Annotated in this window: 20 protein-coding genes and 1 tRNA gene; 15 read left to right on the top strand and 6 right to left on the bottom strand. The window is 35.3% G+C overall.

Going from position 1 to position 24,881, the window contains the following annotated elements; all coding sequences use genetic code 11:
- Window positions 1-10: 10 nt before the first annotated feature.
- The gene (gene ppsA / locus K4G57_RS01335; protein WP_221531375.1) at window positions 11-2,434 is read right to left on the bottom strand and encodes a pyruvate, water dikinase; all 2,424 of its coding nucleotides are present in this window, start codon (window positions 2,432-2,434) and stop codon (window positions 11-13) included.
- Between the two features lie 200 nt (window positions 2,435-2,634).
- Here ppsA and purL point away from each other — a divergent pair, with 200 nt between their 5' ends.
- The 11 genes from purL to K4G57_RS01280 all read left to right on the top strand — a co-directional run bounded on the left by purL (window position 2,635) and on the right by K4G57_RS01280 (window position 11,394).
- Window positions 2,635-4,845: a phosphoribosylformylglycinamidine synthase subunit PurL gene (gene purL / locus K4G57_RS01330; protein WP_221531374.1), complete on the top strand. Its 2,211-nt coding sequence runs from the start codon at window positions 2,635-2,637 to the stop codon at window positions 4,843-4,845.
- Entirely contained in the window at window positions 4,832-5,281 is a 450-nt protein-coding gene (locus tag K4G57_RS01325) for a hypothetical protein (RefSeq protein WP_236033139.1), read from the top strand. Before purL ends, K4G57_RS01325 begins: the two co-directional genes overlap by 14 nt.
- 58 nt (window positions 5,282-5,339) lie before the next feature.
- A complete protein-coding gene (locus K4G57_RS01320) occupies window positions 5,340-6,026 on the top strand; it encodes an AzlC family ABC transporter permease (protein ID WP_221531373.1) in 687 nt (228 codons plus the stop codon).
- Window position 6,027: 1 nt separating this feature from the next.
- Window positions 6,028-6,360: a branched-chain amino acid transporter permease gene (locus K4G57_RS01315; RefSeq protein WP_221531372.1), complete on the top strand. Its 333-nt coding sequence runs from the start codon at window positions 6,028-6,030 to the stop codon at window positions 6,358-6,360.
- A gap of 10 nt (window positions 6,361-6,370) precedes the next feature.
- Entirely contained in the window at window positions 6,371-6,721 is a 351-nt protein-coding gene (locus tag K4G57_RS01310; RefSeq protein ID WP_221531371.1) for an arsenate reductase family protein, read from the top strand.
- A 2-nt stretch (window positions 6,722-6,723) separates the two neighbouring features.
- Window positions 6,724-8,073, top strand: a complete 1,350-nt coding sequence (locus K4G57_RS01305) for an SH3 domain-containing C40 family peptidase (RefSeq protein ID WP_221531370.1) — start codon at window positions 6,724-6,726, stop codon at window positions 8,071-8,073.
- 1 nt (window position 8,074) lies between these two features.
- Window positions 8,075-8,824, top strand: a complete 750-nt coding sequence (locus K4G57_RS01300; protein WP_221531369.1) for a metal ABC transporter ATP-binding protein — start codon at window positions 8,075-8,077, stop codon at window positions 8,822-8,824.
- The gene (locus tag K4G57_RS01295; RefSeq protein WP_221531368.1) at window positions 8,821-10,176 is read left to right on the top strand and encodes an FAD-dependent oxidoreductase; all 1,356 of its coding nucleotides are present in this window, start codon (window positions 8,821-8,823) and stop codon (window positions 10,174-10,176) included. Before K4G57_RS01300 ends, K4G57_RS01295 begins: the two co-directional genes overlap by 4 nt.
- Window positions 10,169-10,990 carry a metal ABC transporter permease gene (locus K4G57_RS01290; RefSeq protein ID WP_221531367.1) on the top strand — a complete coding sequence of 274 codons (822 nt, stop codon included), beginning with the start codon at window positions 10,169-10,171 and terminating at the stop codon, window positions 10,988-10,990. Before K4G57_RS01295 ends, K4G57_RS01290 begins: the two co-directional genes overlap by 8 nt.
- Window positions 10,991-11,006: 16 nt before the next feature.
- Window positions 11,007-11,222, top strand: a complete 216-nt coding sequence (locus K4G57_RS01285) for a DUF5408 family protein (protein ID WP_221531366.1) — start codon at window positions 11,007-11,009, stop codon at window positions 11,220-11,222.
- 85 nt (window positions 11,223-11,307) lie between these two features.
- Window positions 11,308-11,394: transfer RNA gene (locus K4G57_RS01280), tRNA-Leu, on the top strand.
- A 248-nt stretch (window positions 11,395-11,642) separates the two neighbouring features.
- Here K4G57_RS01280 and K4G57_RS01275 read toward each other — a convergent pair.
- Window positions 11,643-13,043 (bottom strand): alanine/glycine:cation symporter family protein, encoded by a 1,401-nt coding sequence (locus K4G57_RS01275; RefSeq protein ID WP_221531365.1) that lies wholly within the window; start codon window positions 13,041-13,043, stop codon window positions 11,643-11,645.
- Between the two features lie 230 nt (window positions 13,044-13,273).
- On the opposite strand from K4G57_RS01275, the gene K4G57_RS01270 reads away from it, so the two are divergent.
- On the top strand, window positions 13,274-14,602 hold the full coding sequence (locus tag K4G57_RS01270; protein WP_236033138.1) for an MATE family efflux transporter: 1,329 nt from the start codon (window positions 13,274-13,276) through the stop codon (window positions 14,600-14,602).
- Window positions 14,603-14,631: 29 nt separating this feature from the next.
- Here the strand turns inward: K4G57_RS01270 and K4G57_RS01265 are convergent, their stop codons facing one another.
- Window positions 14,632-14,844 (bottom strand): hypothetical protein, encoded by a 213-nt coding sequence (locus K4G57_RS01265; protein WP_221531363.1) that lies wholly within the window; start codon window positions 14,842-14,844, stop codon window positions 14,632-14,634.
- Between the two features lie 131 nt (window positions 14,845-14,975).
- On the opposite strand from K4G57_RS01265, the gene serS reads away from it, so the two are divergent.
- The 3 genes from serS to K4G57_RS01250 are packed head-to-tail and all read left to right on the top strand — an operon-like array spanning window position 14,976 to window position 19,472.
- Window positions 14,976-16,253 carry a serine--tRNA ligase gene (gene serS, locus K4G57_RS01260; RefSeq protein ID WP_221531362.1) on the top strand — a complete coding sequence of 426 codons (1,278 nt, stop codon included), beginning with the start codon at window positions 14,976-14,978 and terminating at the stop codon, window positions 16,251-16,253.
- 3 nt (window positions 16,254-16,256) lie between these two features.
- The gene (locus K4G57_RS01255; RefSeq protein WP_221531361.1) at window positions 16,257-18,680 is read left to right on the top strand and encodes a tetratricopeptide repeat protein; all 2,424 of its coding nucleotides are present in this window, start codon (window positions 16,257-16,259) and stop codon (window positions 18,678-18,680) included.
- Window positions 18,681-19,472 (top strand): TIGR02757 family protein, encoded by a 792-nt coding sequence (locus K4G57_RS01250; protein ID WP_221531360.1) that lies wholly within the window; start codon window positions 18,681-18,683, stop codon window positions 19,470-19,472.
- A 2-nt stretch (window positions 19,473-19,474) separates the two neighbouring features.
- Here the strand turns inward: K4G57_RS01250 and K4G57_RS01245 are convergent, their stop codons facing one another.
- The 3 genes from K4G57_RS01245 to K4G57_RS01235 are packed head-to-tail and all read right to left on the bottom strand — an operon-like array spanning window position 19,475 to window position 24,837.
- The gene (locus K4G57_RS01245) at window positions 19,475-21,772 is read right to left on the bottom strand and encodes a flagellar hook-basal body complex protein (protein ID WP_221531359.1); all 2,298 of its coding nucleotides are present in this window, start codon (window positions 21,770-21,772) and stop codon (window positions 19,475-19,477) included.
- 41 nt (window positions 21,773-21,813) lie between these two features.
- On the bottom strand, window positions 21,814-22,791 hold the full coding sequence (gene flgD, locus K4G57_RS01240; RefSeq protein ID WP_221531358.1) for a flagellar hook assembly protein FlgD: 978 nt from the start codon (window positions 22,789-22,791) through the stop codon (window positions 21,814-21,816).
- 9 nt (window positions 22,792-22,800) lie between these two features.
- Window positions 22,801-24,837 carry a flagellar hook-length control protein FliK gene (locus K4G57_RS01235; protein ID WP_221561787.1) on the bottom strand — a complete coding sequence of 679 codons (2,037 nt, stop codon included), beginning with the start codon at window positions 24,835-24,837 and terminating at the stop codon, window positions 22,801-22,803.
- Window positions 24,838-24,881: the final 44 nt, after the last annotated feature.

The raw sequence follows: 24,881 nt of genomic DNA, 5'->3' as shown, positions 1-24,881 counted from the left end.
CTGCATTTGTTTATTGGATTCCTAATTTTTTCTCTAATTTTACGATTTTATCCCAAGCCTCAATAATGGAATCTGGGTTTAGAGAGACAGATGTAATTCCATTTTCTACTAAAAATTTTGCAATTTCTGGATAATCACTTGGTGCTTGTCCGCAGATTCCGCAGTATTTATTATGTTTTTTACACGCATCAATTGCCATTTTAAACATTTTGAGTAATGCAGGATTTCTCTCATCAAAGATATGGCTTACAAGCTCTCCATCTCTATCTACGCCAAGTGTTAGCTGTGTAAGGTCGTTTGAACCAATGGAGAATCCATCAAAGAGTTGTAAAAATTCATCTGCCATAATTACATTCACAGGTAATTCGCACATTACATAAATTTCTAAGCCATTCTCCCCTTGTGCAAGTCCATTCTTACGCATAATCTCTAAAACTCTACGTCCTTCTTCTGGTGTTCTTAGGAATGGCACCATAATTTTCATATTTGTAAAACCCATTTCGTTTCTAGCCATTGCTATGGCTTGACATTCCCATTCAAAGGCTTGGCGGTATTGTTCAGAATAGTAGCGAGACGCACCACGATAACCGATCATTGGATTTTCTTCGTGAGGTTCATAATTTTTTCCGCCCACCATTCGGCAATATTCGTTAGTTTTAAAATCGCTTGTGCGCACAATTACGGGTTTTGGATAGAATGCTGATGCTATCATTCCTACACCTTCAGCGATTTTTTTAACAAAAAAGTCTTTTGGGTTTGCATAGCCAGACATAATTTCTCTAACGCCTTCTACACCATCAAATTCTTTATTCCCATTGTGTAAATCAATGAGTGCTAGAGGGTGAGCTTTAATGTAGTTATTGATAATAAATTCCATTCTAGCAAGCCCAACGCCGTTATTTGGAAGCATAGAAAAAGCAAAAGCTTTTTCTGGGTTGCCAATATTCATATAAATTTTTGTTTTAGGTTGTTCTAGACTATCTAAATCAATCCTTTCAATCTCAAAAGAATGGATTCCAGCATACACAAATCCATCCTCACCCTCTGCACAAGAAACGGTTACTTCCATTCCTGTTTCTAGTTTTTCTGTTGCACCTACTGCACCTACGATTGCTGGCACACCAATTTCACGCGCAACAATAGCAGCATGGCAAGTGCGCCCACCGCGGTTTGTAATTACAGCAGCAGCCTTTTTCATTGCGGGTTCCCAATCTGGGTCAGTGTTGTCTGTTACAAGAATTTCCCCTTGTTTTAGTTCGCCCATATTTGCGATATTATCAATTATACGAACTTTACCTGTGCTAATTTTCCCACCCACAGCTTTTCCAGTAAGGAGAATCTCTTTTTCTTCTTTCTCTTTAAAAAAATATTTTTCAAGCGTATTGCTTTGTTTTTTCATTTTTTGACTTTGCACAGTCTCTGGACGTGCTTGCACGATAAAAAGTTCGCCGCTATTACCATCTTTTGCCCACTCCATATCCATTGGACGATATTCACCAGCTTCTTTGGAATAGTGCTTTTCAATTAGCATTGCATAGCGCGCTAAAGTTAGAATCTCATCATCATTTAATGAGAAGCTTTTAAGCTCTTCTTCTGTAGTTTCAATGTTTTTTGTAGGGTGAGGAGAGCCAGGTGCTGCATAGACCATTTTGATGTTTTTAAAGCCTAATTGACGTTTTAAGATTGGGCGCTTACCTAGTTCTAACGCAGGTTTAAAGACATAAAATTCATCAGGATTAACCGTTCCACCTACAACATTTTCACCTAATCCCCAGCTTGAAGTGATAAACACCGCATCTTTAAAGCCTGTTTCTGTATCAATACTAAACATAACTCCAGAGCTTCCTTTATCAGAGCGCACCATTTTTTGTACCCCAACAGAGAGTGCGACTTTAAAATGATCAAATCCTCTTGAAGCTCGGTAGCTTACTGCTCTATCTGTAAAGAGTGAGGCAAGGCAGGATTTTATATAGTGAATAAGTTCTGTTTGTCCTTGCACACTTAAATATGTGTCTTGCTGTCCCGCAAAAGAAGCATCAGGTAAGTCTTCAGCAGTAGCAGAACTCCTAACGGCTACATCAGCTTCTTCCATTTTGTATTCTTCGCTTAAGATTCTGTAGGCTTCTAGGATTTCCTTGCGTAAATCTTCTGGTAGGGGCGTTCCAAAAATCATATCACGGATTTTTTTGGAGCGGACATTTAATACATCAATTTCTGTTACATCAATCCCATCAAGTAATTCTTTGATTTTTTCTCTAATTCCTGCACTATCAAGCAAATACCAATATGCTTCACTTGTGATTGCAAAGCCATTTGGAACTTTGATTCCCATTGGAACAAGCTCTTGAAACATCTCGCCAATACTTGCGTTCTTTCCTCCAACTATGGGAACATCTCTATTATTTAACTCTTTGAAAAACTTGATGTATTTCATCCTACTTTTCTCCTTAAATCATTCCTAAACATTATTATGGTTGCTATGAAGCAAAACGCGCATATTTTACAGAATTTAACTTTATTGCAATCTTAGTTTATTTCTACTTTATGCGTCATTTGCTAAACTTTTAGTTATTTTGTAAAATTTACACACAAAGAGTCTGTAAAAGCACATTAATTTCTTAAGGAAGTCATAAGATGGAGAATCTACCCCAAGTCTTAAAACAACACAAGCTAACACAAGAGGATTACGCAAAGATTTTGAGTATTTTAGGACGTGAGCCAAATCTTGTTGAGATTGGAATTTTTTCTGCAATGTGGAGTGAGCATTGCAGTTATAAATCAAGTAAAATCTACTTAAATGGGTTTCCAACACGTGCCCCATGGGTGATTCAAGGTCCGGGTGAAAATGCTGGTGTGATTGATATTGGTGGTGGATATGGTGCGGTGTTTAAAATGGAATCGCATAATCACCCAAGTTTCATTGAGCCTTATGCAGGAGCTGCAACAGGTGTAGGTGGCATTATGCGTGATATTTTTACAATGGGTGCAAGGGTTGTTGCAAGCTTAAATGCGATTCGTTTTGGGGATATTACAAGACGTGATTTAATAGGAGCAAAGCATAGATATTTGTTGCGTGGTGTTGTGGCTGGGATTGGAGGTTATGGTAATTGTATGGGTGTGCCAACAATTGGCGGTGAAATGAGCTTTGAGTCTAGCTATGAGGGGAATATTTTAGTGAATGCGTTTTCTTTAGGGATTGTGAAAAATGACGCAATTTTCTATGGTAAAGCAAGTGGAATAGGAAATCCTGTGATTTATGTGGGTTCAAAAACAGGACGAGATGGTTTAGGCGGGGCAGTAATGAGTAGTGATTCTTTTAGTGAATATTCAAAAGCATTGCGCCCAACGGTGCAAGTAGGCGATCCTTTTACAGAAAAGTTACTTTTAGAAGCGTGTTTAGAGTTGTTTAAAAGGGATTTAATTGTCGGAATTCAAGATATGGGGGCAGCAGGGCTAACAAGCTCGAGTTTTGAAATGGCTGGGCGCAGTGGTAGTGGAATGGTGATGTATCTTGATAAAGTGCCAATGCGTGAAGCTGGAATGACACCTTATGAGCTAATGTTGAGTGAGAGTCAAGAGAGAATGTTAATTTGTGCAAAAAAAGGTTGCGAAGCGGAGATTATGGAGATTTTTGCAAAATGGGAGTTAGATTGTGCAATTATTGGGGAGGTAACAAATAGTGGAAAAATGGAGTTATTTTGGCAAAATAATAAGTGTGCTGAGATTCCAATTGCTCCTTTAAGTGAGAAAGCTCCAATTCTAAAACGTCCTGTGAGTGAGAATCCTAGTTATTTAGATTTCATAGAAACCCTCAATTCACAAGAATTGGAGTCCAAAGATAAAAATGCAGTCTTTAGAGAGTTGCTTAAAAGTCCTGAAGTATGCGACAAAGCGTGGGTGTATTCGCAATATGATTCTAGTGTGCAGACAAATACTATTGTATCAAGTGGTTCTGGTGGGGCAAGTGTAATTCGCGTTAAAGAAAATGGCAAGGGGTTAGGAATGAGTGTGGCTTCTCAAGCAAGACTTTGTTATTTAAATCCAAAGGAGGGCGCAAAACAATCGGTAGCAAAAGTAGGACGTGATATTGCATTACGAGGAGGCAGGGCTTTAGCAATTACAGATTGCTTAAATTTTGGAAGCCCAGAAAATCCTGAAGTAATGTGGCAGTTTAAAGAAACGTGTGAGGGGATTAAAGAATCTTGCAAGGCACTAAATACGCCTGTTGTTAGTGGCAATGTGAGTTTATACAACCAAACAAATGGCAAGGATATTTATCCAACACCAAGTATAGCGGGAGTTGGGGTTATAGATAATATTAATAATGTGTTGTGTTCAAATTTTAATAAAGAAGGTTTAGAAGTGTATTTGCTAAAATCTAAGAGTGTAATGCCTGAATTTGGAGCGAGTTTGGTAGCAAAATACTTTGGAAATTCCATTAAGGGTGTAACTGCAAAGATTTCTTTACAGGATGAGCTGTATTTATGGAGTGTTTTAAATGCAGCAAATGAGCGTGGAATCCTAAATGCCGCAGTTGATGTGTATCAAGGTGGCGTGGCTATTGCTCTTGCTAAGGCTTGTGTGCGTGGAAATATGGGTTGCAAAGGAGTGGTAGATTTAGACTTTAAAGCACTCTTTGGTGAGGCACCAACACAAGTTTTAGTGGCATTAGAATCTCAAAATATTGCGCAATTAAAAATAATGCTAGGAGATTCTAATTTTGAGTTGGTTAAGATTGCAATACTAGGTGGCGAAAATATTGTAATGAGTGATATTATAATTCCATTAAAAGAAGCAAAAGAAACATTTTATGGAGCTTTCGAAGAGATTATTGAAACGTTTTAATTTTTGCGTTTTTTTAAAAAAAGCTAGAATCCTTTTTGTCTTGTTTTTATTCTTTAGCATGTCTAAAGGAGCGGGAGCTATAGATTTTGACACTTTTTATGAACAAATCCATAAACAAACGTTAGAGCGCAATTTTGTACGTTTTAGAAATCGCTTACTTGTGAGTGCGGATGCTTACCATTTGCTTCCTTTAAAAGAAAAAGAGATTTTAAATCAATACTACTCTTTGGTATTAGTGTTTGATGTGCTAGAACGTTTTATTTATTTTAATGAGCAAAGTGGGGTTGGAGTCGCAACACAAAGGGGGAGCAATTTGCAGTTTGATATTCGTTATTACGAGACTTTAAAGGATATTGGAATCGGTGGAAAAATCAATGCAATGTGTGTTTTGCCTTATTTTGATAAATGTATTTTGCTTGGGTATATGATGTTTTAGTGGGATTATGCAGAAGGTAATTTTGCTATAATGCGCACTTTATTTTTTGGAAAAGTCTATGTTTTTTAGAAGTTTTATACAGACATTGCCGGTGTTAATGGGTTATATACCTCTTGGTGTAACTTTTGGAATTTTGTATGCAAATTTGCATTTGCCTTGGTATTATGGAATCCTAAGTGCTGTTGTGGTTTTTACAGGGACTGGGCAGTTTTTGCTAGTTTCACTATTAGCTACACACACTGGGCTTTTTGAAATAGCAATTGCTTCCTTTTTGTTAAATGTTAGACATCTTTTTTACGCACTCTCTATTACAGAAGACATTAAGAATTTTGGACTTAGCAAGTATTATGTGCTTTTTGGGCTAACAGATGAAACTTTTGCAGTGCTTAAGGGTAATCAAGCAGCTTTGGATTCTAATGATTCTAAAGCAATGGAGAAAAACTATCTATTTATTACGCTTTTGAATCATTTGTATTGGATTATTGGTTGTGGTATTGGAATCTTTTTGGGTGAGTATTTTCAGTTGAATCCTGCTGGGATTGAGTTTGTGCTAACAGCACTTTTTAGTGCGCTGACGCTTTCATTGTTGCAAAACTCTAAATTAAAAGAACCTTTTTATATTGCTTGTGTGCTAGGAGTTTTTGGGTTAATAGTATTTCCAAAAGAGAATTTTTTGTTATTAAGTATTTTATGTGGAATTACAATTTTACTTTTCTTAAAACCTTGGACTATAAAAAGGGTATAGCATGGAATTTGAGCAGTTAAGCCATTGGTATATCTTTGGTGCGGTTTTAGCAGCGGCAGTTGGCACGGCACTTACACGCTTTTTACCCTTTTTTATGCTAAGGAATAGCAAAGATATGCCACTTTTACGCTATTTGCAACTTACAATGCCTCTACTTATAATGACACTTTTGGTGTTTTTTACTTTAAAGGATGTGGATTGGAATGCACATTATGGGTTGTATGAGATTGGTGGAATTGCATGTGTAGTGGTGTGTTTTTTGTGGAGTAGGAATGCGATTTTGAGTATGTTTGCAGGTATGATTGTTTATATGGTTATAAGAAATCTTTTCTAAGGAGTCTAAAATGGTAAGGTTATATGGAATTAAAACTTGTGGAAGTGTTAAAAAAGCAATGGCTTTTTTGGAGTCTAGAGGTGTGAAATATATTTTTGTGGATTTTAAGAAAGAAGCACCAAGTCTTAGCTTAATTGAATATTGGTTGGAATTTGTGCCACTCTCAAAGCTTCTAAATAGTAAGGGGGCAACTTATAAAAAGCTAGGATTAAAAGATAAGAATTTAGATGAAGATGAAACTAAGCAATGGTTAATAGAAGCACCAACATTGATTAAACGTCCTGTGGTAGAGTATAAAAAGGGTGAAAATAAGGTTATTGTAGGCTTTGATGAAGATTTATATACAGAAATTTGGAGATAATAATGCTACAAAGAATTTTTGCTTTTACCTCTATTGTTTTTCTTTTTTTGGTTTTCATAGGTTGTGCGCAAAAAGAAGCAGCACCAATCGTGCTGGATTTACCCCCACAGAATTTAGGAGAGTTTGTAAAAGATTTCAAAGTTTTAGAAAATGTGGAATCTAAAAAGCAAGATTATCTAAAACATTTCTTTAGTCCTTGGGATAAGAAGTCGCAGCTTAAAGCAAAAGATGTGAAATGGGGATTAGAGGTGGCGTATTTCAAGCAAGGCTTTGGTGAAAATTTGCAACCTTATAGCATAGAAGAAATACAAGCACTAGAATTGGAATCTAATTTTGATACATTTCCTAGTGTGAAAAAACCAGCGATTATTACAAGAAATACGCATTTACGCGTACTACCTACAAATAAACCACGTTTTTTAAATCCAAAGTTAGCAGGAGAAGGATTCCCTTTTGATTATTGGCAGAATTCCTATATTTATTTAGGAACACCGGTGTTAATCACGCACTATTCGCGCTCTAAAGCATGGGCATATGTAGAGAGTGGATTTGTGAGCGGTTGGGTTAGTGTGCTTGATGTTGGAATCCTAAATGATATACAGATTAAAACACTTAAAAAAACGAAGGATTTTTTGATAGCAAAGCGTGATTATATTTCTCTTAAAAATACACACAATGAGTTTTTAGAAAATGCAAGAATTGGAATGCTTTTGCCTTTAATTGGTAGTACAAAAACGCAGTATGAAACAGAAATTTACGAGCGTGATGGGCGAGGATATGCGCATGCAGTTAGAATTGCATTAGATAAGAATGATTTTGTAAAATTTCCTATGGCATTTTCAAGTGCGAATGTTGCTAGACTCGCACAGAATCTAATAGGTGAGAAATATGGTTGGGGAGGAATGTTTGGAAACAGAGATTGTTCTATGCTGTTGCGTGATGTTTTAGGGAATTTTGGATTCTACCTCCTGAGAAATTCTCAAGCACAAATGCACCAAAATGCGGAGCAAAAAAGCATTTTGTACAAGGATATTAGTAAGCAAAATCCAAAGGAAAAAATAGAATCCATTAAAAAATACGGGATCCCATTTGCTACTTTGCTAGGAATGAAAGGGCATATTATGTTGTACTTGGGTGAAAAAAATGGGGAAATTTATGTCTTGCACGATGTGTGGGGACTGAGAACGCTACAAAATGAAACACAAGAAGGGAGAAAAATCATAGGAAAAATTGTGATTACTTCACTTGAAGTCGGAAAAGATGTCAAGGGCATAAAACAGGATAGTTTGCTACTACATAGGCTTTATGGAATGCGGAATCTATTTTCAAAAGAGGTGCTAGAGAGCGAATAAAATGGCGCAAGATAAAATAATTGAATGCAAAAATGTTAAATTTTATTTTACCAAAGAGAGAATTTTATATAATGTGAATTGGACGATTTCCAAAGGGGATTTTTGGGCGATTATTGGTCCAAATGGAGGCGGTAAAAGCACATTAGCTCGTCTTTTAGTTGGATTGCTAAAGCCAAGTAGCGGAGAGATTATTAGAGATACAAATCTGCGCATTGGTTATGTGTCGCAAAATACTTTTTTGAATCGTCATTTTCCTATAACCGCACTTGAAGTGGTGATGATGGGATTTTTAAAACCTAGGCTTTTTGGGGGATTCTTGTCAAAGAATGCAAAGGAAACTGCAATGCGACTTTTAGCGCAGTTTAATATGGAATCTTTTGCACATAAAAAGATTGGCGAACTCTCTGGCGGACAAAGACAACGCATTTTGATTGCTAGAGCGTTGTGCGGTAATCCAAATTTGCTAGTTTTAGATGAACCAACAGCAAGCATTGACCCAAAAAGCCAAAAAGAAATTTATCATTTATTGCAGCAAATCAATCAAGAAAAGACTATAATAATGATAAGTCATGATGTGTCTATCTTGTTGGGATATGCAAAAAAAGTCTTGTATGTTAATAAAGAAGTTACGGTGCATTATTTGCCAAAAAATATAGATACCGCTTGTGATACAAATGGTTTTGATGAGCATTTTTGTGAGGTAGAGATGCTTATGGGCTTATGGCACTCTAAAATAGGAGAAAAAAAATGAATAATTCTTATGATGTGGCGATAATTGGGGCAGGGATTTCTGGTAGTGCGTTGTTTTATGTCTTAACACAATATACAAACATTAAAAGAGTGGTGCTTTTAGAAAAATATGCACAACCTGCAACTCTAAGTTCTAGTGGAAATAATAATTCCCAAACAATCCACGCAGGAGATATTGAGACAAACTACACTTTTGAAAAAGCGAAGAAAGTTTCGCGCGCAGCAAAGCTTATAGAATCTTATGCCTTGTACCATAAACTACAAAACAAAAGTATTTTTGAATATCAAAAAATGGCAATTGGTGTGGGTGATAAAGAAGTAGAGTTTATGAAAAAACGTCACGAGGAATTTAAAGAAATTTATCCTGATTTAGAATTTTTCACAAAAGAAGTTTTAAAAGAAATTGAACCAAATGTCGTAAAAATGGCAGATGGTAGTGATAGACCTGAAAATATCGTAGGTTCTGGTATGCGCAAAAGTTTTTGTGCAATGGATTTTTGTTCTGTGGCAACACATATGATTGAACAATCTTGTGGCGGTGAGCATTCTGTAATTTTTAACTATCATGTAAGTAGTATCACGCGACAAAGTGATGGACGCTATTTAATACATGCTAAAGGAAAGGAAGCTGTTAGCGCGTCTTTTGTGCTTGTAGATGCTGGTGCGCACTCTTTATTTTTAGCCCAACAAATGGGTTATGGGTTAGACCTTGGGTGTTTGCCTGTTTCTGGAAGCTTTTATTTTATACCCGGAGACAAACTAAGGGGCAAAGTTTATACAGTGCAAAATCCAAAACTTCCTTTTGCTGCAATTCATGGCGATCCTGATGTTGTTGCACGAGGTAAGAATCGCCTAGGTCCAACAGCTCTTGCGTTGCCTAAACTTGAACGTTTTAAGAGTGGAACATATTTAGATTTTATGAAAGTTTTTGGGTTTGGTAGTGCGACAACAAAAATTATGTGGGATTTATTTTCTGATAAGGAAATTCGTAATTACATTCTTAGAAATTTCGTATATGAGATTCCAGGTATTGGGAAAAAATACTTTTGGCAAGAAGCAAAGAAAATTATCCCATCCATTAGGGTGGAGGATTTAACTTATGCAAAAGGCTTTGGAGGAATTCGTCCGCAAGTTTTAGATAAGAACGAAAAAAAGCTTGTTTTAGGAGAAAAAAGGATCAAAAGTGGCAAAGGAATTAGCTTTAATATGACACCAAGCCCGGGAGCTACAAGTTGTATGCGTAATGCTTTAATAGATATGCTAGAAATTACAGAGTATTTAAATGCTCAAATCAAAATGGATAGAATTAAAACAGAGCTTAATGAAGAAAGCTTGGAGTGGCTAATTGATTAATGCACTTTCTTATGTGTTTGTGCAAAATGCGCTAATTGGAGCATTTTTTACAAGTATTATTTGTGGGATTATTGGCACACTTGTGGTTACAAATCGTATGGTCTTTGTTGCAGGTGGAATCGCACATAGTGTGTATGGTGGCGTTGGAATTGCTGCATTTTTTGGGTTGCCCATTTTAGTTGGAGCAACAGGGTTTAGTGTGTTTTGCGCTGCGATTTTAGCTTATATGCTTCTATATGCTAAAGAACGTTTAGATGCACTAATTGGTTCTTTATGGGCATTTGGAATGGCTTTAGGAGTGATTTTAGTAGAGCTTACTCCGGGATATAGTAAAGATTTTATGGGGTATTTATTTGGAAGTATTTTAAGCATAACACAAAATGATATTGCGGTAATGGCAGGATTTAGCTCGTTTTTGCTTGTTTTTATGGTGCTGAATTATCGTGTGATTTTGGGCTTATCTTATGATAATGAATTCACGCAATTGCAAGGGATTAACACACGTTTTTTTGGTGTTATGTTAATGGTGTTAATTGCTATTGGAGTCGTGATTTCTATGCGTTCTGTAGGAATTATTCTTATCATTGCGCTTTTAAGTATTCCTGCGTATTGTAGTGAGATTTTTACTGCTTCTTTGGCAAAAATGATGTTTTTAGCAAGCGCGATTTCTTTTATTGCAATGTTCAGTGGAATTGCAATTGCATATTATTACGATTTGCAAGCGGGTGCTAGTATAGTGATAGTCTTAGCTTTATTTTCTTTTATGTTGGCATTCTATCATCACTTTTTAAGTCCTAAAATACAATTCGCTTAAATTTTAGAGGATAAAAATGGAAGAGCAACAAAAAGTTTTAGAATTAGCAGAAAATACAGCAAAGAAAGCAGTAAAAATCGCACTCATAGCTTGTGTAGTAACGATTCTTTTTGCTACACTTAGTCTTTGGGTATTATTAAACCAAATCACTGCTACTGCAAACTTGACAAAAGCACAAAAAGCACAAGAAGGACGTTTAGAGAAACTAGAGAAGGGATTTGCGTATCAGTAGTTTTTAAGATTTTTATAGAATCTAATTTTTAGAAACTTTTTAAGTTAAATATTCTATTTTCTTGGATATAATAACGCTCTTTAATGCCGGGGTGGTGAAATTGGTAGACGCGCCAGACTCAAAATCTGGTGGGGGCAACCCCGTGTCGGTTCGATTCCGACCCTCGGCACCAAATAACTTAACTCTAATAAATCTTTATTATCAACAATCACTCTATCTTAGAATTGTATTTTTGGTTTTTTTGCCATTTTTATGCCTACATAATGTAACTATATGCAAATTTTTAGAATGAATTTGTCTTAAGTGTTAATAAAAGTTTATTTAATGGAGTTTATTTCTATGGAAAAATGTTAAGTTCTAAAAATAACGATAAATAAAGCTAAACTTTGGAATTTAAAGATTCCAAAGACTTAGTGAATTTTATTTCCAAAACTCCGTATTTGTGATTCCAATATTCTCAGCTTTAAATACAGGATTGTTGCCCGCTTTTCTTTGTGCTTCATAATCTTTTAAAACCTTGATTGCAATATTACTTAAAAATAAAATCACAATAATATTAATGCTCGCCATAAATCCCATAAACACATCTGCTAAATCCCAAGCAAGCGATAAGTCAAGTTGCGCCCCAATAAACACCATTAGCACAGCACAAATCCTAAATATCTGCAAAGCAAACTTATTTTCTGTGATGAATTTGAAATTTGCTTCTGCGTAAAAATAATTTCCAATCAATGAAGTAAAAGCAAAAAGCACGATTGCTATACTCGCAAACATTAATCCAAAAGTCCCAAAATGTCCTTGCATTACGCCTTGTATTAGAGCCATTCCTTGCAGATTGCTTGTATCAATGTTGGAGCAAAGCACCATAAACGCACTTGCAGAACAAATAATAAGTGTGTCAATAAACACAGATAAAGTTTGCACCATTCCTTGTTTTGCAGGATGGCTAGTGTGTGCTGCTGCAGCCGCATTTGGGGCAGAACCCATGCCTGCTTCATTAGAAAACAACCCACGTTTAATCCCAATGACAATAGCACTTCCAGCAAATCCACCAAAAATTGCTTTAAAGTTAAATGCTTCTTGTAAAACATTTTCAAAAATAAGTGGAATCTTTTCAATATTTAAGCCAATAACACAAAGTGCTACCACAAGATAACCAAATGCCATAATCGGCACAAGAATAGAAGAAATGGTTGCAGATTTTTTGCCCCTACCAAAGAAGAAAAACGATACTAAAACCGCTAGAACAAGCCCTACAAAAGTCGTTAAATGGCTGTCATTATAAGTTTCGCTTCCTACAAAAATTTCAAACGAAGAAGTGAGTGTATAGGATTGTAATCCATTAAATCCAAATGCAAAGCAAAAAATCAAAGAAATTGCAAATATTATGCCAAGTGCGCGTGAATTTAAAGCGCTCTCAATGTAATAAGCAGGACCTCCTTTATAAGTGTGTTCTCCATCTTTGCGTTTATACACTTGTGCTAAAGTGGATTCCACAAAAGCACTAGCTCCCCCAATAATTGCGGTAATCCACATCCAAAACAACGCCCCAGCACCTCCACTAGCAATCGCTACGGAAACCCCAACAATATTTCCGATTCCAACTCTTGAAGCAGTAGAAATCATTAATGCACCAAAAGGTGTAATGTGTTCTTTATTGCTACGCTCTTTTAGCACAAAAAATGCTTCTTTTAAAAAACGTAACTGAATAAAACGTGTTCTAATTGTCAAGTACAATCCACAAAAAATTAGCGCGAAAACAAGCCAATAGGTGTATAAAAATCCACTCGTTGCGCCTACTAGATTATAAAACATATTCATAATTATCCTTATATTAAGATTTGAAGTCTAATTCTAGCAAAGCATTATGTCTTTATTGCAGTATCCAAAAGTAATACTATGTAGAAAATTACAATAGAAGAAATAATGAAACAAAGTTTGTTTATGAATAAGAGTTAAAATATAACAAATCTTTGTTTGGACATTCTTAAAATTTGTTACAATTTAGGCTTTAGATTCCTTAAACTTTCGGAGTAGAAGTATTGGAGAGATTGCGTTTTTTTTCTAGAGATAGAAGCCGTAGGATTTTAAACATTGCAATTCCATCTGGGCTAAATTCACTTTTAGATATTATTAATCTTAGTATTGATTTGTTGATGATTGGCACATTTGGAGCAAGTGCGCTTGTAGCAGTTGGGGTTAGCTTAAATTTTATTATGCTAATGTTTGCCTTTACAACAATTATTTTTGTAGGCAATAGTGCGCTTGTAGCAAGGTTTTTAGGAGCAAATGATAAAAGAAGTGCAAACGAAGTTACGCTTAGTTTATCATTTGCTTCTTTTTGTTTTTCTCTGCCTCTAATGGCATTAGGTTTTTTGGGCTATGAGCTTTTTTTTTCTTGGGTTGGAATCTCTAGCGAAGCGCATAATATCGGAAGTGCGTATTTAGAGATAGTGCTTTGTAGTGTGCCTTTACTTTTAATTAAACAGGTGAGTATTTCTGCATTTTCTGCTGCTGGAGCTACAAAATTCCCTTTTTATATCAAAATTATTATTACACTCATTAATCCTTGCATTAAATCTATTTTGATTTTTGGCTTTGTTTTTATTCCTGCTTTTGGTGTAATTGGAGCGGCTATTGGGACATTAATTATTAATTTTTTAGAAACATTAGCACTCTTTTTGTTGCTACTTGTTTATAAGAATAGTCCTGTTGCATTAAGAGGGCGCATTAATTTTGATTATATTAAACGTGCATTTATTATTGGGATTCCAAGTGGTGTAGAGCGCTTTCTTACGCTTTTTGCGATTTTATTTATGACAAAATTTGTTGCACTTTATGGGACATATGCACTAGCTGGATACCAAATAGCCACACGGATTGAAGGTTTTGCATTTATGCCCGGCTTTGGTTTTATGATTGCAGCAATGGCATTAATGGGGCAGAATCTTGGTGCAAAAAAACCTTTAGAAGCAAAATACTCTACCTTAAATACATTGCTACTTGGTGGAATCTTTATGGGGATTGTAGGGCTTGTAATGAGTGGATTTGCGCCACAGCTCTCAAGCTTTTTTAGTAAAGATATTGAAGTCATAAATGCGAGTGCAAGTTATCTCATTCCCATTGGAGTCTCACAAGTGCCTTTTGCTTTTATTTGCATTTTAGATGGTGCGTTGCGCGGAGCTGGGATTACAAAGATTACGTTATTTATAAATAGTGTGATGATTTGGGGGCTACGTGTTGTGCCTTGCTATTTTATCGCTACTTTAGGATATGCAGTAGAGTATATTTATATTTGTATTTGTGTGGAGACATTTTTGCGGGCACTCGTGTATTGGAGGATTTTTCAAAGTGGAATTTGGAGAAAACAAAAAGTGTAAGTTTAAAAAAGTTAGATCCACTCTGAACCCTAGCTAACCAGGGCAATAAATAGTTCAAGATTGCTTACAATATACAAAACAATTGCGCCAAAGCAGAGCAAAAATGCGACAAAAAATAGAATCTTTTTCTCAAAGCCTGTGAGTTTAGAGCTATTTTTGCTAATTGAAATTCCAGTAATGACTAAAATTAGAAGTGAGATTCCACATAAAATTGAAAGCGTGAGCGCAAAATTCCCGACCATTTAAACTCCTTAAAAACTGAAATTATATAGCATCTTTCTTTGATTTTTTCTAATTTATAAAATTTTAGCATGTTTTAAAAAGCAGTTTTGTAAAATCTCTGCATTTGCATTCTTAAAATTTTGGGGTGTTTATGATTGATTTAAAACTTCTTGTAAATGACTTTGACTCTGTGGCAGAAAAGCTCTCATGGCGTAATATTGACGCTACTTTGTTAGATACTTTGCGTGAGAGTAGCATAAGCTATAAGAAAAAGAAAATTGCCCTAGAAGAATTGCAAGCAGAGCAAAATATGAAAACAAAGCTTTTTGCAAAATGTAAGCAAGAAGGTGGCGATATTAATGCTTTAAAAAACGAATGCGATGGGCTTAAGGTAAAGATTGATTTGTATGCTAAAGAATTAGAAGTTTGGGAAAATAAACTTCAAGAGCTCACACATAATATCCCAAATATTCCAGACTCTAAAACTCCTTTTGGTAAAGATGAAAGGGATAATGTAGAGCTCAAAAAAGTTTTAGAGATTCCACGATTTGACTTTCAGCCAAAAGAACACTGGGAGTTAGCAGAACAAAATGGTTGGATTGATTTTGAACGTGGTGTAAAGCTTGCGAAAAGTCGTTTTAGCGTGTTTATGGGAATGGGGGCGAAGATAGAGCGTGCATTAATGAATTACATGCTTGATTTTAATAGTGCTCGTGGATTTAGTGAGGTCGGTACGCCTGCAATTGCGAATGCACAGACGCTTTTTGGAGTAGGGCAGTTGCCAAAGTTTGAGGAGGATTTGTTTAAAATTTCTGATTTTAAAGATGAAGAAAAAGGCAAAGGGCATGCTTTATATTTGATTCCAACTGCAGAAGCGACACTTACAAACCTGTATAGTGATGAGATTTTAAAAGAAGATATGCTTCCGATGATGCTAACAGCTTATACACCTTGCTTTAGAAAAGAAGCGGGAAGTGCGGGACGTGATACGCGTGGAATTATCAGGCAACATCAATTTGATAAAGTTGAGCTTGTAGCACTCACAACACCACAAGAAAGTGATATGATGCAAGAGAGAATGATTTCTTGTGCCTCGGAGTTGCTTATATCTTTGGGTTTACCACATCGTTTGATGCAACTTTGTAGTGGGGATTTGGGTTTTAGTGCGAGTAACACGGTAGATATTGAAGTGTGGCTTCCGGGTCAAAATTGTTATCGTGAGATTAGCTCTATTTCTAATACAAGAGATTTTCAAGCACGTCGTGCAAAAATTCGCTATAAGGATTCTAACAAAAAGAATCGCTTAGTGCATACGCTAAATGGTTCAAGTTTAGCAGTTGGTAGAACACTTGTGGCGATTATGGAGAATTATCAAAATGCAGATGGAAGCATTACGATTCCACCTGTTTTAGAGTCGTATTTGAGATAACAAATGGCAGATAACCAAAGCACTGGAAATTCGCAAAACTTTTCGGATGCTCCAAAATTAGAGAGTCCAAACGATAATGTTATCCAGCTTGATGATAATTTTAATATTTTAGATGATATTTTAAAAAAAGAGCCAGAGCCACCAAAACCAGAAGGCAAGTTTGCTAAATTACTAGATTATTTTGCAAAACATAAAAAAATAACAGCTTTTCTAATTTTTTTGTTTGGAATTTTATTGCTTGCATTTATCTTTCTTGTTGGTGTTCTTTTAACAAAAGAACATAAAATTCCACAACAAACAAATACAGCAATAACTCCTCCAAAAGATTTTATTATTAATCAAAGCAAAGAATTGATTACAGATGCTGAGAATTTGGAAGCATTGATTAAGAAGGCAAATTTTTTATACACAAATGGCAATAAGCAAGAAGCACTAGATTTGTATGGCAAAATTTCTAATTATTCTGAAGTGTTATCCAATTATAATTTGGGTGTGGCACAAATGGAAGAAAAAGCTTATGCAGAGGCACTTAAATCTTTTCAAAAGGCAATTGATTTAAATGAGGACCGCGTCATTAGCGCACTAAATGCTGCAGTGTGTGCCTTGCACTTGCGAGAGCCTTTACAATATCGTTATTATTTGCAATTAGCACAAACTTATTTGCCTTATTCTGGTAATTTGCCACTATACTCTTATTTGTATTCCTTAACAAATTTTTATTTAGGGAATTATTTGGAAGCTTTTTCATCATTAGTGCATAGAAATTCATCCTATTACCAAGCAGAAAGCGATGAGCTTTTAGCGGCGATGTATGCGTATTTTAATAATAATTATAAAGCCATTGAAACCTTGAGTAAAAATTCAACGGATGCTAAGAATTGGTTTAATCTTGCTTTGCTTTATGCACGTATCGGGGATTATTCGCGCGCAAATACGTTAATGCTTCAAAGTATTGATGCATTTGGAAGCACACAAGAAACAGACTTTGCGCTCTTGCTTATTAAGATAAAGCTTCCAGAATACGGACAAGTTTCTAAGATTTCTAGCAAGTATGCAACCAATCAAGAAGCTTTAGATAGCAATCCTTATCCGGTTAAAATTACTTTGCGTGATGAGTTTTTTAGTGTTGATGTAGCACAAAGACGCTTTTGGGAGAGCTTTACCGGGCAAAAACTCAATGCTTATAAAATCCTTTTTTATTATGCGCCTTATAAGGTTTTTGACGCACAAGAAGCATTTAATGTGATTCAAGAGGGTGGAATTAGTATCCATATTGAAAACTTACAAGAAGCTAAAGAGATTTTAGTTAGAGGACAGACAATTTCTCGTGTGAATCGTAATATTGCAAATGCAATTTTAGAAACACTACATGGTAATATCCGTAATGCTAATGCGCTTTTAAAAAAGGCGGTGGAGACTTATCCAAACCATTCCATTTTGCATTATAACTTAGGATTAAATTACGCACAAATGAACGATTTTGACTCGGCATATCGCCATTTTTTGCGTGCATTTCACTTAAATCCTAGTGATTTACATGCAGGACTTTTTGCTATGATTGCAGCAAAACTAACTTATAGAGATACGGTGCGTTTAGAAGAAGAAATTGGTGAAGAGATTGTAAATTTTAATGGTGGAGTGATGGAACAAGAATTTATCCAAGCACTTTTAAACTTTGCGCGTGATGGGATTCCACAACCTTTAGAATCATTGGAAAAAGAAAAAAGCAATGTGGCAATTTATTATGCGCTTGATTTTGCACAAGGTGTGCAACTAAACAATCAAAGCTTACTAATTAAAAGTGCAGAATCTCTAAAACATATTACCCCACGTGACCCTATTGCAAACTTACTAACCTTGCTTGCACTAAATTACAAAGACGACCCAAAAGCTTTATCTTTGAAGCTCCAGCAGTATTATCAAGATAAAAATATCAATAAAGATGCGTTTTATTATGGGGCATCTGTAGTACGTGATATGTATATTGAAATGGCACACATTATTGGGACTTTGCACTACATTGAGCAGGATTTAGATACGCGTTTAATTACAGAGCAAAAAGATGTACGTGGTGTGATACAAGCATTAGCCTTGACTTATTTGTATTTACAAGAGTTTGAGAAGTCTTTTACACTTTATAATAGTTTGATTGATGATTTTAAAGAGCAAGACACACAGACGCTGTTCTTAGCGGCTGTGGCAGCAGTTGGAGCGGGACATTTAGAAAACGCTTCAGCCTTATTGCAATTGGCAAAACTTGAAGCACCCACACATTATGAAACGAGAATTGCAAATGCGATTATTTATTTGCAGGAAAAAAATTTTAATGCAGCAAGTGTGCAGTTTGGAATGCTTGGGAATTCTAAAGTTACTTCAAAATATTTTGATTTTAAAGTTGATACAGAGCAATTGTTACAGAATCCATAAATGCCTTTTAAGATTCCAAAAAATCCTTCTAAAAAGTTTTTGCGCACATTTTTAGAGGAGCAATATCAGAGCTTTAATACAGAATGTGCTGTGAGTGAAACATTGCTAGATCCCTTGCTTGTAGCTAGAAAGTTTAGAGATGAGAAAATTGCGCTTTTTTGTGCGTTGTTTGCTTATGGAAATGTTAGAGCAATTTTGAAATTTTTGGACTCTTGTGCTTTAGAATACTTACAACATGGGCAAAGAAAAGAGAAAATAAAAAGGAATTTTAGTTGCACAAATAAGCCTTATCGTTTTCAAAGTAATATTGAGATTTGTGATTTTTTTCAAGCACTTTGGCATTTGGATTCTTTAGAAGAGATTTTTTATATAGGGTATCAAAAAGGCAAAAGCGGAAATGGTATTTTAGGTGGAATCCAAAATCTACAAAATGCAATCTATGGGAGATTAAAGAATCCGAATTCTAAAGGTTTGCAGTTTTTGTTAGGCATGCTAGTTACAGAACAAAACACTTCTCCTCTAAAGCGATGGAATCTCTTTTTGCGTTGGATGGTGCGCAAAGATTGTCTTGATTTAGGGCTTTGGAGTAGTGTAGATAAAAAAGATTTGTTGCTACCTCTTGATACGCACACATTCAGAATTTCTCAAAGGCTTGGGTTATTAAAGCGCAAAAGCTACGATTATAAAGCAGTGCTTGAAGTGAGTGAGAAATTAAGAGAGTTTGACGCAAGCGACCCGATTAAATATGACTTTGCACTTTATAGAATCGGACAGCTTGGGCTTTTTAATTAGGTTTAAGAACGTTTGAGTTGGATTGCCTCTTGCATTAATTGATCAGCAGTTGTGATGGATTTTGCGCTCATTTGATAACCCCTTTGATAAACAATCAAGTCTGTTAGGGCGGTCCCAGTATCCACATTGCTAGTCTCTAGCATATGGTCCATTACTTGTCCAAATCTAAGTCCAGCAACACCATTTTCATTCCAAGCTAAAATCGGAGGTCCGCTGACAACATTTGTTTCCCCATTTATAGTGCGCACATTCATCTCAAAAAGATTTCCTCCAGCTTTGCTAAGCCCTTGATCATTGACAAATGCAGCAATTCCAAAGCGCCCAATAGGCTCTATTTTATCATTTGTGAAATTAACTAAAATGATACCATCTTTATTAATTACTATATCTTTCATGATTCCAGCTTCTGCACCATCTTGTGTGATAGATTTTGTTGTAGAATCTGTATAGGCAAAATTGCTAGAAGTTTTGCCATCTTCAGATTTTGCTAAATCCACAGAAATATTTCCATTATTAAAAGGCACTTCAAAAGGGGTGGTATTTGCGCTTCCATCGGCATTAAAGGTAATTTCACTCATTACAGGTGTTTCACTAATGAGTGTTTTGCCTGTGCTATCATAAATTGCTGTGCGCACTTCCCAACGTTCTAAGGTAGCAGGATTAGCATTGGGATCACTTTGTTCTAAAAGAACATATTGACTCTTTAGGATAAATTTTTCACCAGAGTCGCTAAAGATTTCTGTATTTGTTTCATAAGTTGGAACTTGAAGTTGTGTGCTACTAATGCCATTTAAATTTAATGCCCTCCAACCTTTGGAATCTTCATTAGGGTTAGTATTACCATCCTCATTAATTTTTTGGTATAAGATTCCATTATGGCTTACAATGGAACCTTGTGTATAAGTTCCCCCTCCTTGATACTCCTCAATACTTCCCATAGCTGCTTCGCCCACTTCTTTCCAATTTGCTGTGTCTTCTGCGGGAGTTTTAATGGCAGTTTCACCTGTGGCTGGATCTGTGATTTCTTCTACTTGTCCTTTGTCGGTTAATTTTTGGTAAATCTTGCCATCTACCATAACAAAGGAATCTTTTTTGTATTCTTTGGCTTGTTTATCAGTGTATTGAGGCGTAGCACTACTATCAACTAATGTCCAATTAGCAGTATCATTAAGCGGACTTCCATTTGCTACTCCATCGCCTTTTTTTTGGAATACCATTCCTTCATATTTCACATAATCTTTATCTTTATAATCTGCTTTGTCTTTAAACTCGCCAAGCTTACTTTTAAAAGCGGATTCTAAAGTATTTCCAGTTGTTTTTAAACCTAGTTTATCTGCGAGTTTTCCGCTTACACTTAATTTCACATCTTGCATTCCGCTATTGCTTAGATATAAAGAACAATCTGTCGGATTACTTTCATTATCAAGTTTTAAGCCTAGTGTTAAACCTGTCTTTTCTTTTACTAAATCTATTAATTCGCCTACATTCTTAAAATCTGTGCCATAAGAGAAAGTATAATCTGTGGTAGTCCCACCTTTTTCAAGACTAAACTTAATGTCTTTAAAGTTTTTTGCATCAATAAGCTTCCCGTTGGCATCCATTAATGTATTAACATCTTGTGCTAGAAATTTGTCCATACTAAATTTACCATTTTCATCTTTTAATGCAGTGATTCCTTTTGGATTTTGTGTGCGGTTTAAATTGATAGCTAGATTAACTTTTGTGGTAAGTGTTGGCTTATAATGTAAATCTTTTGGGATTTGTAAGGGTTCAAGTTTTGAACCTCCAAGTGCCGCATAATCTGCTTGTAGGTTGTTTGTGCCAGTTAGTGTTCCATCCGCTCCGATTTTTCCTAGATTGATTCCATACATGTAATAACCACTAGAATTAACTAAATAGCCCTCACCATCTAAACTAAAAGAACCATCACGAGTGAAATAGTTTTGTTGTGTGCCAGTGTAATTTGGGGCTTTGATGTCAAATTCTCCTCCTTTGTTAAGCCCAACAACAAACCAACCTTTTCCGCTGTAAGCAACATTAAAATCTCCATCTGCACTTACATAAGAGCCATCATTAGAGTTAATGGCATTAGAACTAATTGTCGCACCATAATTGTAATCGTTATTAATAGGAGAATTGGAATTAATATAGTTTAGATTCGTGGAAAAAAGACTCTTAAACTCTGGTAAATTTGCGCGGTAACCTGTTGTATTGACATTGGCAATATTGTTTGATGTGGAATCAATTCCAAATTGATGGGTTTTGATTCCGCTAATTCCATTATAGAATGAACCAACCATAAAAAACTCCTTTTAAGCTTTAGGTAAAATGGGCAGTATCCCTACTTCTTATAATAAGAAGTAACATAAACAATTGGCACGGTCAAATTATCTCCTAATTTCACATAAGGCACACCTTGTTCAAAAAGAATGCTTTGCACTTCGCCTCTACCTAATTGTGTTCCTTTATATTTATTTGTGTTTGCATCAAGGTTATATTCAGCCTTGACTGCATAATCTCCTTTTCCCATAAACTCGCCCTTGTTGTTTCTAGTATCCCATTCAAATGCAACATATCCTTGTTTTCCTTGATATTTATAAGTGCCATCTGGATTTTTTTCAGTGAGATCAATTTCACGAACGACCTTATTATCTTTATCAGTAATGGTAACTTTAGGAGAACCTTTTGTGGGGTCAATAGGTTCATCAAAATACAAGTCAAATTTAATGGGTTCATTTTTCTCTACTTTTAATGCAGTAAAGGCTGTTTCTGCAATATTGCCAATCATTCCAACTGTGTTATAGCCATCAAGTATGGAACTATCTTTGATACTATTTGAGAGAACTCCCATAGTTTCTAACATTTTTTGTTGTGTTTCTACAAGTTTCTTTTGTGCTTCAATAGTGGATTGGTTTGTTTCTTGCATAGACTTCATTGTTGTTGTCATATCTTCCATTGCTTTTTTCATTTTTTCTTGCGCTTCAACTTGTGTGAGTTGTGCGGTTTGTGTTAGAATCTCTTGTGTTTCCATTGGAGCCGTTGGATCTTGATTTTTAAGTTGCTCTAAAAATAATCGCATAAAAGCTTCATTAGAAAGGGAGCCGTTATCTTCTTTATTTTTATTTGGAATGGGTTTATCTCCTAGTGCATTACTAGTTTTATTTTCTGATTGTGTGTTATTTGCAGAGTTTGTGCTACTTTCTGTTTGTGTTGTGTTTCCTGATTGTGTGTTATTTTCTTTTTCTGCGCTTGCTGAAGTAGTATTTGCGCGTGAAGTTGGGTATTGGTAGTTACCATTTATATTGGAAGTTGTTGACATAGTCGCTCCTTATGCGTAATATGAAAAGCTAATATTCACTAGCGCAACTTTAGCGTAAGGATTATTGGCTTCTTTGTAAATGTGTAAGCTATTTTCATTCCAGTTTTCAGTATTTTGGTGATTTTGTTGTGCATTTTGTTGTGCATTTTGCGGATTTTGTTGTCCTCCTTGTTGGAATCCGCCTTGTTGATTGCCATGAGAGTTACTAAAATCACCATTTCCTAAGCTATTACCTTGATTGTCTTTGAAGTCAATTTCCACATTTTGGAATCCTAAATTGCCTAGGGCATTTTTAAATTCTTGTGTGTTTTGCATAATAAGTTGTAAAGCGTTTTGGTTGGAGCTAATTTGCACGGAGAGTTTATCCCCATTTTTAGCGATGGTTAGCTCTACATCGCCTAGATTTTGGGGATTTAGCTCAAGACTGATTTTAGTTACTGGTGGGCGATAATTTGCTATGGCATCTCTTAAGCGGTCGCTAAAGTGCGCGAAGGTGTTTTGAACGTTAAAACGTAATTCCCTTTGGTTTTGCACATTGTTTTGGTAATTTTCTTGATGGAGCTTCTCGCTTTCTTTGCGCACCTCTTTTTCTTTTGGTAGTTGCTCTTTTAACTCGTTTTGTGGTTTTTGGTTAGTTTTTAAGAGATTATCTAAAAAGCTCTCTTGTTTGCTAGGTTGCTCTAAGAGTTGTTGAGAAATTTCTTCTTTTTGGACTGCATTAAAGGTGTTTAGAGGACTTTGCCGAATCTCTCTTTGTCTATCACTTTTAATAGGTTCTTTTTGAAATTCTTTATTGTTTCTTGAAATAAAATCCATTTGTGTGCTGTTTGGTTCATTTTTAAATGTGGAATGACTTTTAGATTCTGCTTTTATTTTGGAGTTGGAATCACTTTTTGGCTCTTGGATTTTATTTTCTAGTTTGGAGTCTTTAGATTCTTTTAGCGGATTTTCTTTAGTAAGTGCAGAATCTAAAATGTCGGAATTCTTTTTAACTTCTTTTACTTCTTTGTGATGATTTTGTGCAGTTTTGTCCTCTTTAAGCTCTTCTTTGTTTTCTTTAATTTCTAGCTTGGAATCCATTTTGGGATTATTTTTTAAATCTTTGGCTTTGTCTTTTGACTCTGCATTTTCTTTTGCTTCTTTAAGCACTTTTGTATCTTTGGATTCCTTAACCTTATTTAAGGAGTCTAAAGATTCTTTAGAAGTTATGTTTTTATCTTTAGATTCTTTTAGCGGATTTTCTTTAGTAAGTGCAGATTCTAAAATGTCGGAATTCTTTTTAACTTCTTTTACTTCTTTGTGATGATTTTGTGCAGTTTTGTCCTCTTTAAGCTCTTCTTTGTTTTCTTTAATTTCTAGCTTGGAATCCATTTTGGGATTATTTTTTAAATCTTTGGCTTTGTCTTTTGACTCTGCATTTTCTTTTGCTTCTTTAAGCACTTTTGTATCTTTGGATTCCTTAACCTTATTTAAGGAGTCTTTGGAGACTAGATTTTTATCTTGTAAAATAGAGCTAAGCAAAGAAGATTCTTTTTGGTTTTTTTGGGACGTTGTTTTGTTTGATTCTAGTGGGGTTTGGATTTGCAATTTAGATTCCATTTTGGATTCTATATTTTTAGACTCCAAATTTTCTAATTCTGCGGAGATTTTTTTAAGATTAAGCTGTAAGTTTTCAGCAACTTCACTTAAGTCTTTTAGTGTTTTGCTTTGTTTTTGAGAGTTTGAAAACTCTAATAAATCCTTAGCACTTTTTAGTTGTGTTGTCTTTTGGTTTTTAAAATCTTTGGTAAGATTGTATTTTTCATCAAGGTTTTTTAGAAAATTGCTAGGTTGTTTATGGGAGATGGATTCGTATTTTTTAGTGGCATTGGAATTCTTTGGAGTAGAATTTTTTTTAGTTGGTTGTGCTAAGGCATTAAAAATTTGCGCAAAACTTTGAGAATCTTCCGCAGAACTCTCTAGGGAAATTTTTGGATTCTCAATAGCACTTTGAGAATGGATAGAGGATTTTTGATTAAAGGATTCAATCTCTAAGAAAGGAAACATAAATAACGCCTTTTAATGAAATATTACTACACTTTAAAGCAAAA

Origin of the sequence: Helicobacter turcicus (genome assembly GCF_019711685.1) — a bacterium.
Classification (GTDB): domain Bacteria; phylum Campylobacterota; class Campylobacteria; order Campylobacterales; family Helicobacteraceae; genus Helicobacter_D; species Helicobacter_D turcicus.
This window is presented reverse-complemented; position numbering and strand designations above follow the sequence as displayed.